Origin of the sequence: Candidatus Pelagibacter sp. (genome assembly GCF_052046145.1) — a bacterium.
In the GTDB taxonomy this organism is placed as follows: domain Bacteria; phylum Pseudomonadota; class Alphaproteobacteria; order Pelagibacterales; family Pelagibacteraceae; genus Pelagibacter.
This window is the reverse complement of sequence record NZ_JBNGZR010000001.1, coordinates 1,168,711-1,181,583: the sequence shown is the minus strand read 5'-3', so window position 1 is coordinate 1,181,583 and position 12,873 is coordinate 1,168,711. Positions and strand designations below refer to the sequence as shown.

Sequence of the window (12,873 nt, the reverse complement as noted above, 5' to 3'; positions counted from 1 at the left end):
AAATATGAAAAAATTTATAAATAATGTTGACGACTTTTTAAAAGAAAGTCTTAATGGATTTGGTAAAGCTCATAGTGATATAATCAAAGTAAATTTTGAGCCAAACTTCATTTCTAGAAAAACAAAAACTAAAGAAGGAAAAGTATCTTTAATTTCAGGTGGAGGGAGTGGACATGAACCAATGCACGGTGGTTTTGTTGGTCATGGAATGCTGGATGCAGCGTGTCCAGGTTTTGTTTTTTCAGCACCTACTCCAGATCAAATGCAAGCAGCTGCTGAACATGTAGATAGCGGTGCTGGTGTTCTGTTCATAGTTAAAAATTATTCTGGTGATATTATGAATTTTCAAATGGGTGCTGAAATGTACTCAGGTAAAAATGATAGTATCATTACTAACGATGATGTTGCCGTTGAGGACTCAACATTTACAACTGGAAGACGTGGTGTTGCCGCAACAGTTTTAGTTGAAAAGATAGTAGGATCACTTGCTGAGAACGGAGGTTCGTTAGAAGAATGTAAAAAACTTGGTGAAAAAGTAAACAAAAACTCAGGAACCATGGGTGTTGCTTTTACTAGTTGCACCGTTCCTGCTGCGGGCAAACCAACTTTTGAAATTGGAAATGATGAAATGGAATTTGGTGTAGGTATACACGGTGAACCAGGAAGAAAGAGAGAAAAAATCCAACCGTCAAAAACAATAGTAAATAACATGTTGGAGGCTATACTTGATGATTTAAAACCACAAAAAAATGAAAAGACGCTTCTATTTATAAACGGTATGGGCGGAACTCCTCTTACTGAATTATATTTAGTATACGATGATGCTTGTGAAATTTTAAAATCTAAAGGAATTGAAATCACAAGAAGTTTAGTTGGTAATTATTGTACATCACTTGAAATGCAAGGAGCATCAATAACACTCTTAAAATGTGATGAAGAAATTTTAAAAAATTGGGATGCACCTGTTCATACTGCAGCTATGCGTTGGGGTATGTAATAATTTCAATTAGAAATTGAAATTTTTTTTAAAAATTGTTCAATATGGGTCATTTTGGCTTATCTTTTAGAAAGACTCTAATCTGAATCTATGTTTTATTTTCGACAGTTAATTAACTAGAGGAGAATAAAATGATTAAGAGTAAAAAATCATTGAAGGGTTCTAAAACTCCTTCAAGAAGAAAGTTCTTCAAAGCCGCAGCAGCAACTGGTGCAGCCGCAGCAACAGCTGTAGCGATGCCTAACGTTGCTTTTGGTGCTCCGCAAACATTAAAGATGCAAGCAGCATGGCCTTCAGGTGCTAACATCTTTTTTGAAATGGCCGGAGACTATGCCAAAATGGTTGGAGACATGTCAGGTGGAAGTTTAAAAATTGACCTTCAGCCTGTTGGAGCAGTTGTAAAAACTGGAGAAATTGGACAAGCTGTAAGTGATGGTGTTCTTGATATGGGACACTGGGTTACTGCTTATTGGTATGGAAAAAATCCTGCCGCGTCTCTTTTCGGAACTGGCCCATCTTACGGTCTATCATCTCAAGAAGTAATGGCTTGGATGGAAGAAGGTGGTGGAAGAGCATTGTATGAAGAAACATTAGCAAAAGTTGGATACGACTATGTTGGTGTTTTTGCGATGCCTATGCCAGCTCAACCATTTGGTTGGTTCAAAAAGAACGTAACTAAAGTAAGTGACGTTAAAGGTATGAAGTATAGAACAGTTGGTCTTGCTACTAACGTTCTTACTGCAATGGGTATGGTAGTTAGACAATTACCAGGTGGTGAAATTCAGCCAGCTATGAAAACTGGTTTGATTGAAGCTGCTGAGTTTAACAACCCTACTTCAGACTCTCAATTTGGTATGCAAGATGTTTCTAAGCATTATCACTTAGGATCTTTCCACCAATCACAAGAGATGTTTGAAATACCTATTAACAAAAAAACATTTAATAGCTTATCTCCTGCAAACCAAGCAATATTAAAAAATGCTTCGTATGCAGCAAATACCGCTAACTACTTTAAAGCTTTGGTAAGATACTCAGCTGATTTATCGAAATTGATGAATGAGCATAAAGTAAACGTTTACCAAACTTCAGATGCAATTTTAGCAGAACAGTTAAAAGGTTGGGATAAAGTTGTAGGTGATTTCTCTTCTAAAGATCCATTCTTTAAGAAGATTGTTGATTCACAAAAAGCTTATGCGAAAAGAGTAATGAAATACTTACTAATGAATCAGCCTAACTACAGACTTGCTTACGAAAACGAGTTTGGTCCGTTAGCGAAAGTTAAAATCTAAGGTTTAAAAATATAAAATATTAAGGGGGCTTTTTAGCCCCCTTTTTTTTAATTGAATTAATTAAGAAAATTAAGATAAGCTAGTAAAATATGTACTCTTATATAAAATTTGCAGACACACTTAGTTCCTCAATGGGTAAAGCCTTCTCATGGTGCATAGTTATTTTAATGGGTGGAACATGTTACGAGGTCATAATGGCTTATGCATTTAATGCACCTACTTTATGGAATTTTGATTTTAGTTTACAGATGTACGGAGCAATATTTATGATGGCTGGAGCATACACTTTGGCAACTGAGGCTCACGTAAGAGGAGATGTTATTTACAGGTTGTTCCCAACTAAAGTTCAAGGATGGATTGATTTAATACTATATTTTATTTTCTTTTTTCCAGGGGTAATTGCACTTGCATTTTATGGATATGAGTATGCAGCTAAAGCATGGATGGTAAAAGAAACAAGCTGGAATAGTCCAGCACAAATTCAAATTTATATGGCAAAATCATTGATACCTTTGTCTGGAATACTTCTTACTCTCCAAGGAATTAGTGAAGTTTTTAGAGCAATTATTTGCATTAGAACGGGACATTGGCCAGAGAGAGATGCTGGTGCAGAAGAAACAGAGAAAATTTTAATGAGAAAATCTAAAGAGGAAGAAAAAATAGATGTTGTTTAGTCTAACAAATCCAGAAATTGCAATTTTAATGATGGTGATATTTCTGTTTGCTGTTTTACTTGGATTTCCTATTGCATTTACCTTAATGGCAATGGGTTTAGGATTTGGGTATTACGCATATTTTGATCCTGCAAGAATGGATCATTTATTAGATAATAGGATATTTAATTTATTTGTTTCAAATACCTACTCCGTCATGGATAATCACGTCCTCACCGCCGTACCTTTGTTTTTATTTATGGGATATTTAGTTGAAAGAGCAGGTATAGTTGCAAGATTATTTTATGCAATAAGACTAGCGTCTCATTCTCTTCCAGCATCAATGGCAGTTGCTGCACTTGTTACTTGCACTTTATTCTCTACAGCAACGGGTATAATTGGAGCAGTTGTGACTTTGATGGGTTTGCTCGCTTGGCCTGCAATGGTGAAAGCTGGTTATGATAAAAAATTTGCATCAGGAGTAATATGTGCTGGAGGCTGCTTAGGAATTTTAATCCCTCCTAGTATTATGCTTATTGTTTATGCTGTGATAGCACAGTTATCTCCATTAAGATTATTTGCTGCAGCAATATTTCCTGGTTTGATGTTAGCGGGTTTATATATTTTGTATGCAATTATTTTGGCTTACTTTAATCCATCAGTTGCACCTAAGCCCCCTAAAGAAGAAATACCTCCAAGATCAGTGATTTTAAAAGAAGTTTTGGTTTCATTCTTACCATTATTTTCATTAATTATTTTAGTATTAGGAAGTATTCTTGCAGGTCTAGCTACCCCAGCAGAAGCAGCAGGAGTTGGAGCTTTTGGAGCATTAGTTTTATCTTTCTTTTATAAATCTCTAAAATGGAAAAATTTTAAAGAGTCTGTCTTTCTTACCGCAAAAACTACTGCAATGATTATGTGGTTGTTTATTGGATCTTGGACGTTTGCGTCAGTATTTTCATATTTGGGAGGACATGAAGTATTTGAGCAATTTTTTAAATCAATGGATATAAAACCTTGGCAATTTTTAGTAATTACACAAATTATAATTTTCTTATTGGGCTGGCCATTAGAGTGGACTGAAATATTAATTATATTTGTCCCAATATTTTTACCATTAGTAGAATTTTTTGGAGTTAACCCTTATTTTTTTGCTATGTTAATTGCGTTAAATTTACAAACATCATTTTTAACACCCCCCATGGCCATGTCGGCTTATTATTTAAAAGGTGTACAATCTAAAAATGTTGAATTAATTGAGGTATTCAAAGGTATCATGCCATTCTTGGCGATAGTTATTTTTGGAATGGTTTTGATGTATTTATTTCCAGGTATAGCTCTGTGGTTACCTGATCAATTATTTGCAAACTAATTTAATGAATGAAATTGTAAATTATTCTGTTGAAGAATTAATAAATAAAATTTCAAATTCTCAAATTACTTCTGTCGAAATATGTGAAGCATATATTGAGAGAATTAATAAGTTTGAAAAAGATATAAATGCTTGGGCTTTTTTTGACAAAGAATTGTTATTGGAAAAAGCCAAAGAGTCAGATGCTTATAAAAAATCTGGAAAACCAATTGGACCACTGCATGGTATTCCTGTAGCTGTTAAGGATATTGTTGGTACTCTAGATATGCCAACAGAATGTGGAACACCGATAAGAAAAGGCAAATCTTATTCTCAGAATGCAGAAATAGTTGATTTATTAACGTCTTCAGGAGCTATTGTGATGGGTAAAACAGTTACTACTGAATTAGCATATTTAAATCCATCTAAAACAAAAAACCCACACGATTATTCGCGAACACCAGGAGGATCATCAAGTGGTTCTGCTGCAGTTATCGCATCTTATATGGCACCACTTTCAATTGGATCACAAACTGGTGGCTCAATAATTAGACCAGCGTCTTATTGCGGTGTTGTTGGATACAAACCTTCATTTGGCTTAATTTCTAGAAACGGAGTATTAAAGACTTCCGAAAAACTTGATCATTTAGGAGTTTTTGGAAAAACAGTTGAGGACATAGCTTATTTAGTTAAAGAATTGATTAAAAAAGATTCCCATGACCCTGCCACTGTTTATTATTCTTCGAATAATATGGTCGATGCTGTAAAAAAAGGTCCTTTATATGAACCTAAGTTCATATTTTATAAAACTGAATTTTGGAAATCAATTGACAAAAAATCTAAGGAAGCTTTTGAATATTTTATAAAGTCGTTTAAAAAAAATATAGAAGTTCATGATACTCCTTCTTATTTTAAAGATATCCATAAATATCATCAAATAATTTATGAAAGTGATCTAGCTAATAATTTTAGTGATTATTATAAAAATTATAAATCAAAACTTTCAAAAATTATGCAAAATGCAATTGCAAGTGGAAGAAAACATACTGCAAAAGAATATGCTGAAGCAATAGATTTTATGAAAAGAAGCTACGATTCTTATAAAGAAGTATTTGAGGACTATCACGGGGTTTTATCCCCATCCAGTCCAGGTGTTGCTCTAAAGGGTCTTAAGAGCACTGGATCAGCTGATTTCAATAAAGTTTGGTCTTACTTAGGAACTCCTTGTATTTCACTTCCTTTACTTCAGGGTGAAAATAATTTACCATTAGGAATTCAAGTTATTGGAGAGAGATATGACGATAATCGTTTCTTAGGAGTTTCCAGTTGGCTTGAAAAGGAAAGTGAGAAATTTAATGAATAAACTTGTAACACTAATAGGACTTTCTTTTGCAATCTTTTTTCTTGTTGGTTTAGCAACAACACTTACAAAATCTATGATGATAGGTTTCTTTGATGTATTACCAGTTTACATATTGATGATACTTGCGATATCGATGATGTTATACGAAGCCTTTTTTGATAAAAAATAAATTTAATAATTCCTAAATTTACTACCTCAGATTGTAATACAATAGTTTATAGTTATTTTAATCTAGACTTAAACGCACATTTGTAATTTAATCTTTACAGTTAATTAACAAAGAAGAGGAGAGAGTAATGATTAAAGAAAAAAAATCATTGAAGGTTTCAAGATCACCTTCTAGACGTAAGTTCTTTAAAACTGCAGCTGCAACAGGTGTTGCTGCTGTTGCTTTATCTGCTCCAGCAGTTGCCAAAGAAAGAGTCGAAGCTTCTATGGTAGCTACTTGGCCTAGAGATTTTCCAGGCCTAGGAACTGGTGCACAAAGACTTGCTCAAAGATTAAGCGATATGAGTGATGGAAGAATTCAAGTTACTTATTACGCTGCTAACGAAAGAGTAAAAGCATTTGACTCATTTGACGAAGTTGCATCAGGTAACTCTCAAATGTATCACGGTGCTGATTACTACTGGGTAAAAAAACACCCTGCATTTGGATATTTTACTGCCGTTCCATTTGGCTTCACATATGCTGAAATGAATGCGTGGTTAAAATTTGCTGGTGGACAAGAGTTGTGGGATGAATTGACTGATGATTTCGGAACACAAAGTTTTGCTGCTGGTAACACTGGAGTGCAAATGGGTGGTTGGTTTAACAAAAAAATTAGATCAGCTAATGACTTTAAAGGTTTAAAAATGCGTATGCCTGGTTTAGGTGGACAAGTTCTTGGAAAACTTGGTGGTTCTCCAATTTCACTTCCTGGTGGACAAATTTATGAAAACCTTGTGTCTGGAGCAATTGATGCAACTGAATGGGTAGGACCTTGGAATGATGAAGCTATGAAGTTCCAGGAAGCTGCTAAGTATTATTACTATCCAGGAATGCATGAACCAGGATCTACACTAGCTTGTGGAGTGAACAAATCTTGGTTTACTAGTTTGTCAAAATCAGATCAGTTAATTATTAAAACTGCATGTGATTGGGCTGACACAACTACAATGGCCGAATACAATGCTAAAAACGGAGCTGCCTTAGCACGATTAGTTAACGAAAGTGGAGTTAAACTAGAGAAGTTTAATGATAAAGTTTACGATGCTTTCGCTAAAGGTGCTGCTGAAGTTTTCGATGAAGTTCAACAACATAGTGCTCTTGCTAAAAAAGTACATGCTGCCTTTGTTAAAGGTCGTAAGGAAATTGGTGCTTGGACTAACTTGTCTGACGGGCCATATGTTGCTCAAAGAAATAGAGCATTAGGAGTATAATTTAATTCTAATTAATATTAGAGGGCCCTTAAATGGGCCCTCTTTTTATATATCAATAAAAGATTTAATATGATGGCGAAAAATAACTTATCTATTTTAATAAGAATATTTAGTTATTCTATCTTAGCTTTAACTTTTGTTTTTTTAGTAAATAATGTTTTAACAGTTTGGTTTGATTGGCCAGGAGTTAAAAAACTTTTTGCTCATTATGAATTATTTGGATTTAAAAAATTAAATAAGCCTTTAGAGGGGCTTGCAATAAATTTATCATATATTCAATTACTATTTTATTTTGTATCTTTAGCAGGAGTTATATTTTTTGTTTTGAAATCCATAAAACAAACATTGCAAACAGACTCTGAGATCTTATCGAAAATTACAGCTTACGTGGTAAGGTCTTCTTTCTGGGCTGTGCTAATTGTTGGAGTAGCAGACTTTTTAATCTCATTCATGGTAGTAGAAAAACTAGTCGAGCCAATTTTTGGAGAACAGCTTAAAATTAATTTAGTAATACCTGCTTTCAGAATCACATATATACACTTTCCTTTAATATTAGCTTCTTTTGTAATTGGTTATTTTACAAGGTCTGTAGGCTTTATTTGGTTAGCAGTTTTAGTGGTTGGAAGTGAATTTTTGATAGTTCTCTCAAGGTTCATATTTCAGTATGAACAGGCATTCCAAGGTGACTTAGTTCGTTTTTGGTATGCAGCCCTTTATTTATTTGCAAGCGCTTATGCGTTAATTCATGAGGGCCACGTTAGAGTTGATGTTCTTTATACTGGTTTTACCGAACGTAAAAAAGCATGGACTAATGCAATTGGCTCATTAATTCTAGGAATTCCTTTATGTTTGATTGTAATATTTTTAGGCATGGGGGGCAAAGCTAGTATCATCAATGGTCCTGTAATTTCATTTGAAATTACGCAGCAAGGTTCAAACGGATTATATTTACTTTATCTAATGGCAGTTTATTTAGCAGTCTTTGCCGTAAGTATGTTAACTCAATTTACTAGCTACTTTATGAGCAGCAGTCATAAACTTTTAAAGAATTAAATAATGGAACATCTGTTTTTAGCTTTACTTGTAATTATAATGATTGGAGCATTAGCTTCTGGTTTTCCAGTAGCTTTTGCACTACCTGGATCAGCAATAATTTCAATCGGGCTAGCTGCTTTTTTTGGTTATTTATTTGCAGGAGATAGTAGCGCTTATTTTGCTGTTGATGGCCCTAAAGAATGGTTAACCGCCGGTATTACAAACTTTAGGAGTAACTACTGGGATGTAGAAACTGATACTTTAATTGCAATTCCTTTATTTATTTTCATGGGGATCATGCTGCAAAAATCAAAAATTGCGGAAGATCTTTTAGTCACAATGGGGCAGTTGTTTGGACCTATACCTGGAGGTTTAGGAATATCAGTAATTTTTGTTGGGGCATTACTTGCAGCTACAACTGGTATTGTTGGCGCAACAGTAATAGCAATGGGATTAATATCATTACCCACAATGCTTAATAATAAATATGATAAAAGTCTAGCAAGTGGAATTGTTTGTTCATCAGGAACACTTGGGCAAATTATACCTCCATCAATTGTATTAATTATTATAGCTGATCAATTAGCAAGTGCGGCTGATGTTGCAAATACTATGCGTCAGACTGATTACAAAATTTTAACTGGTGAATTTAATATGCCCGGAGAATTTAGAGTGGGATCTACTTCTGCAGGAGATATGTTTTTGGGGGCATTATTACCTGGTTTAGTTTTGGTTGGTTTGTATATGATTTATGTATTTGTATACGCAAGACTAAATCCCAAGGCAGCTCCTCCCGTTCCATTTAAAGGAAATTTTGATTCAAAATTTTGGATTAAAGTTTTAATAGTAATTATTCCTCCCCTTGCTTTAATTTTTGCGGTTTTAGGATCTATACTTTTAGGTATTGCAACCGTTAATCAAGCTGGATCAATTGGAGCAATAGGTGCAACCATGATGGCTGGTTACCGTTTACATAAAGGAAAAAAAGATGCTTACTATCCAATTATAATAGCAATTTTATCTGTCATTCCAATTTATATTTTATCTAAGAATTACAATTTAAATATTAAGGCTGTAGAAACTAGAGATCTTACAGCAATTTTTATCACAGGATTTTTTACAATTACTTTTTTAATTGGAATTGTTTGGAGTTTTTGGAGAGCATACAAAATTGAGAATGTTTTAAGAGAGGTTGTTACAGAAACATGTGTAACGACTTCAATGGTTTTTATAATTTTATTAGGTGCTGCAATGTTAACCTCTGGATTTAGAGCATTTGGAGGTGAAGAGCTAGTAAGAGATTTTCTTCAAGATTTGCCAGGGGGATTTTGGACACAGTTTGTTGTTGTAATGGCAGTGATTTTTTTACTAGGTTTCTTTCTTGATTTTATAGAAATAGCCGTTGTTGTTGTTCCTATCATTGCTCCGATATTATTAGCTGAACCAGGAGCTAATGTAAGTGCAATTTGGCTTGGTGTAATGATTGGAGTAAATTTACAAACCTCATTTTTAACACCACCATTTGGTTTTGCATTGTTTTACTTAAAAGGTGTAGCTTCAAAACTTGTTACTACTTTAAATATTTGGAAAGGTGTTGTTCCATTCATTATTTTACAATTAATAGGTCTTGGAATTGTTGGTTTCTATCCATCATTAGTAAATTACTTGCCAGCAAGAACATATTTAACTTCGAACGTTGCTCCACCACCGATGAATCCAAAGCTACAATATTGCTTACAAGAGTATAAATTTGCGATTTACAACACCGAAGAACAAAGAATTACTAATGCAATAAAAGACATGCAGAAATTAACTCCCGCAAATCTTCCAATGGATAAATTAGATATTTTTGAAGAGCATTTTGATAATGCGCTTGGGACTTTTGCTATTGTTAAAAAACTTCAAAAAACGGAACAAGAATATGAATTATTTACAAAAGATTATAGGGACTTGCATTTCAATGTTAGAAAAATTGAGAAAAAAATTAGAAAAATAGACCAGAAAATTAAAAAAATAAAAGCTGAAATTAGAAATTTAGATGATGATAAGTTATCAGATAAAAATAAATTAGAATTAAAGATCGAGAATTACGAGCTAGAAATTAAAGAACTGCAAAATAAAGTTCCTGAAAGCTGGAAAGCTAAAAATGGAGAGTTTGAAATATTGCACAAAGCAAAAAACACAAGAACAAAAAGGTATAGAAAAAATGTTGATGAAGCTTATGAAACTCTGGATCAAATAGTAATGTTTATAAATGATAATGAAAAATTAAAAGAACTTTCATCAGAAATAAAAGAATTAAAATATAATATTGATAATAGAAATTACGAAAACGCAATATCAATAATTGATAATCTTTTTGAAAAACTAGGAGAAATTTCTGGAACCGAAGAATTTGCAAATAAATTAGATGACCTAATATCTGTTATAGATAATGATGAGGTAGATGAGCAAAAATTGTCTGAAGTAAGTTTAGAGACTTTTGATCTTTTCAATTTAGAAGTTTCATGGAGAGATGATGCTAATAAGAATTTGATGCCTGAATTAATTAAATATAATGATGTTATCAAACATAATATTGGTCTTAGACTTCAAAACAGATTAACTAAAGAACAAGCTAAATTTGTTGCTAGGTGTAACTCAGTTCATAGAGATATATCTTTAAACTTTTAATTAATGGAAAATTATACTTTACCAAAAAAACAGGCTATTATTGTTTTTTTTGTATTTGCATTTGGTTATTTTTTATCATGTTTGTTACGTGCAATTACTGCAACACTTTCACCAGTATTAACCTCAGAATTTAATTTATTAGCAGCTGATTTAGGATTATTAGCTGGAGGTTATTTTTTAGGTTTTGCTTGTATGCAAATACCACTTGGATATTTGTTAGATAAATATGGACCAAAAAAAATTGTCTCTTCTTTTTTATTTATCGCATTAGTTGGAACAGGATCATTTGCTTTGGCTGAAAGCTTTTCAGGATTGTTAGTTTCACGAATTCTAATTGGTGTAGGTGTAAGTGCTTGTTTGATGGCCCCGTTAACGGGTTACAGAATATGGTATGCAGAAAATCAACAACAAAGAGCAAACTCATGGATGTTAATGATTGCATCATTAGGTTTTTTGTCATCTACATTGCCTGTACAACTTTTATTGCCTAGTTTCGGTTGGAGATGGATATTTGGTGGTATTGCTATCTTAATTTTAATTAGTATTTTTTTTATGTTAGTTTTCATTCCAAAATGGAATTTAACTAAAAATAAAGAGTTAGAAGAGCCAAGTAATACTGGAACTTTATCAGAAGTTTGGAAAAATCGATTTTTTATAAGTGTAATTCCAATGGGTTTATTCAATTATGGGGGCTTAATGGCTATACAAACTTTATGGGCAGGCCCATGGATGACTAGAGTTGCTGGCTATACTCCACTTCAGAGCGCTACAGGATTATTTTGGATCAATGTAACTATGTTGGTATCCTTTTTTTTGTGGGGTTATTTTTTACCAAAAATTTCAGGTATAGGTTTTACTGCGAAAAAAATACTTAAATTAGGTTTGCCAATTAGTTTTTCTGTAATGTTTGTGATTATATTGCTAGGCCCAAAAGCAGGTGCATACTACATAACTTTATTCATTTTAAGTTCAATTTTTTTATCAGTTACACAGCCAGCTGTGGGCCTTTCTTTTTCAGGTTATTCTGCTGGTAAAGCACTAACTTCATTCAATTTATTAATATTCGCGGGAACATTCATAATGCAATGGCTAATGGGCTTAGTGATAGATATTGTTAAAGGCATGGGTCACACAGAAATATTTGCTTTTAAATCAGCTTTTTCAGTTTTCTTAATCTTAAGTATTATTTCTTATATATTTTTTTTAATATTAAATAGAAAAAAATATGAAAATAAAACGTAGGAATTTTTTTTTGGAATTATTTATTGGTATTGTTGCTATTTACTTAATTGTTTTAATTTTCTTATTCTTTTTTCAAAGAAATTTAATGTATCATCCTGATGAGAATAATTATTTTGGAGATAATTTAGAAGTCAACATTGAAAAAGTTTCTATCAAAACAAAAGATAATATTAATCTTTTAGGCTGGTTTCATAATAAAAATTTAAAGAGTTACAAAACAATAGTTTACTTTCATGGAAATGCAGGGACACTTGAAAACAGAATCCACAAGTTAAATCATTTTAAAGACATGGATGTTAATTTTTTAATAATTGCATGGAGAGGGTTTAGTGGCAATAAAGGAAAACCAAGCGAGGAGGGTCTTTATACAGATGGTGCTAGTGCAATAAACTGGCTTAAAGAAAAAGGTCTAAATGAAGAGGATATAATTATTTATGGAGAGTCATTAGGAACTGGCATTGCTACTGAAATTACTCAGAATAAAAATTTTGCAGGATTAATCTTAGAAACGCCCTTCACATCAATGATAGAAGCTGCGAAAAATTTTTATCCATATATTCCAGTAGGTTTAATTTTAAAAGATAAGTATGAAAATAATAAAAAAATTAAAAATATAAATATTCCAGTGTTAGTAATGCATGGTGAGGCTGACCAAATAGTTCCATTTTGGATGGGTAAAAAAATTTTTAATTTAGCAAGTGAACCTAAATATTCATACTTTACAAAATATGACGATCATATGATGGAATATGATGATAAACTTGTATTAGCCCTAAAATCGTTTGTTGATAGTTTAAATTAAGCCATAATCTAAACAAAGATAATTCAAATTTTTTTTTTAAGTAAATC

At 32.7% G+C, this 12,873-nt stretch carries 11 protein-coding genes; all 11 read left to right on the top strand.

Going from position 1 to position 12,873, the window contains the following annotated elements; translation table 11 throughout:
- Positions 1 to 4 precede the first annotated feature (4 nt).
- The 11 genes from dhaK (at position 5) to ACTT88_RS06270 (ending at position 12,826) form a co-directional block, all read left to right on the top strand.
- Positions 5 to 997 (top strand): dihydroxyacetone kinase subunit DhaK, encoded by a 993-nt coding sequence (gene dhaK, locus ACTT88_RS06320; protein WP_440908456.1) that lies wholly within the window; start codon positions 5 to 7, stop codon positions 995 to 997.
- 131 nt (positions 998 to 1,128) lie between these two features.
- The gene (locus ACTT88_RS06315; protein ID WP_440908455.1) at positions 1,129 to 2,286 is read left to right on the top strand and encodes a TRAP transporter substrate-binding protein; all 1,158 of its coding nucleotides are present in this window, start codon (positions 1,129 to 1,131) and stop codon (positions 2,284 to 2,286) included.
- A gap of 89 nt (positions 2,287 to 2,375) precedes the next feature.
- Positions 2,376 to 2,960: a TRAP transporter small permease subunit gene (locus tag ACTT88_RS06310; protein WP_440908454.1), complete on the top strand. Its 585-nt coding sequence runs from the start codon at positions 2,376 to 2,378 to the stop codon at positions 2,958 to 2,960.
- The gene (locus ACTT88_RS06305; protein ID WP_440908453.1) at positions 2,950 to 4,311 is read left to right on the top strand and encodes a TRAP transporter large permease; all 1,362 of its coding nucleotides are present in this window, start codon (positions 2,950 to 2,952) and stop codon (positions 4,309 to 4,311) included. Before ACTT88_RS06310 ends, ACTT88_RS06305 begins: the two co-directional genes overlap by 11 nt.
- Before the next feature lie 4 nt (positions 4,312 to 4,315).
- Positions 4,316 to 5,653, top strand: a complete 1,338-nt coding sequence (locus ACTT88_RS06300) for an amidase (RefSeq protein ID WP_440908452.1) — start codon at positions 4,316 to 4,318, stop codon at positions 5,651 to 5,653.
- Entirely contained in the window at positions 5,646 to 5,822 is a 177-nt protein-coding gene (locus ACTT88_RS06295) for a hypothetical protein (protein ID WP_440908451.1), read from the top strand. Before ACTT88_RS06300 ends, ACTT88_RS06295 begins: the two co-directional genes overlap by 8 nt.
- A gap of 127 nt (positions 5,823 to 5,949) precedes the next feature.
- Positions 5,950 to 7,074, top strand: coding sequence for a TRAP transporter substrate-binding protein (locus ACTT88_RS06290; RefSeq protein WP_023854623.1), 1,125 nt, complete (start codon positions 5,950 to 5,952; stop codon positions 7,072 to 7,074).
- Between the two features lie 69 nt (positions 7,075 to 7,143).
- Positions 7,144 to 8,127, top strand: a complete 984-nt coding sequence (locus ACTT88_RS06285) for a TRAP transporter small permease subunit (protein ID WP_440908450.1) — start codon at positions 7,144 to 7,146, stop codon at positions 8,125 to 8,127.
- A gap of 3 nt (positions 8,128 to 8,130) precedes the next feature.
- Positions 8,131 to 10,782, top strand: a complete 2,652-nt coding sequence (locus ACTT88_RS06280) for a TRAP transporter large permease subunit (protein WP_440908449.1) — start codon at positions 8,131 to 8,133, stop codon at positions 10,780 to 10,782.
- Between the two features lie 3 nt (positions 10,783 to 10,785).
- Entirely contained in the window at positions 10,786 to 12,024 is a 1,239-nt protein-coding gene (locus ACTT88_RS06275) for an MFS transporter (RefSeq protein ID WP_440908448.1), read from the top strand.
- A complete protein-coding gene (locus ACTT88_RS06270) occupies positions 12,008 to 12,826 on the top strand; it encodes an alpha/beta hydrolase (protein ID WP_440908447.1) in 819 nt (272 codons plus the stop codon). The genes ACTT88_RS06275 and ACTT88_RS06270 overlap by 17 nt, the downstream gene beginning before the upstream one ends.
- Positions 12,827 to 12,873 lie beyond the last annotated feature (47 nt).

Excerpts from the sequence above, each read along its gene's own strand:
- dhaK (WP_440908456.1), top strand. The coding sequence starts at position 5 with ATGAAAAAATTTATAAATAATGTTGACGACTTTTTAAAAGAAAGTCTT.
- ACTT88_RS06315 (WP_440908455.1), top strand. The coding sequence starts at position 1,129 with ATGATTAAGAGTAAAAAATCATTGAAGGGTTCTAAAACTCCTTCAAGA.
- ACTT88_RS06310 (WP_440908454.1), top strand. The coding sequence starts at position 2,376 with ATGTACTCTTATATAAAATTTGCAGACACACTTAGTTCCTCAATGGGT.
- ACTT88_RS06305 (WP_440908453.1), top strand. The coding sequence starts at position 2,950 with ATGTTGTTTAGTCTAACAAATCCAGAAATTGCAATTTTAATGATGGTG.
- ACTT88_RS06300 (WP_440908452.1), top strand. The coding sequence starts at position 4,316 with ATGAATGAAATTGTAAATTATTCTGTTGAAGAATTAATAAATAAAATT.
- ACTT88_RS06295 (WP_440908451.1), top strand. The coding sequence starts at position 5,646 with ATGAATAAACTTGTAACACTAATAGGACTTTCTTTTGCAATCTTTTTT.
- ACTT88_RS06290 (WP_023854623.1), top strand. The coding sequence starts at position 5,950 with ATGATTAAAGAAAAAAAATCATTGAAGGTTTCAAGATCACCTTCTAGA.
- ACTT88_RS06285 (WP_440908450.1), top strand. The coding sequence starts at position 7,144 with ATGATGGCGAAAAATAACTTATCTATTTTAATAAGAATATTTAGTTAT.
- ACTT88_RS06280 (WP_440908449.1), top strand. The coding sequence starts at position 8,131 with ATGGAACATCTGTTTTTAGCTTTACTTGTAATTATAATGATTGGAGCA.
- ACTT88_RS06275 (WP_440908448.1), top strand. The coding sequence starts at position 10,786 with ATGGAAAATTATACTTTACCAAAAAAACAGGCTATTATTGTTTTTTTT.
- ACTT88_RS06270 (WP_440908447.1), top strand. The coding sequence starts at position 12,008 with ATGAAAATAAAACGTAGGAATTTTTTTTTGGAATTATTTATTGGTATT.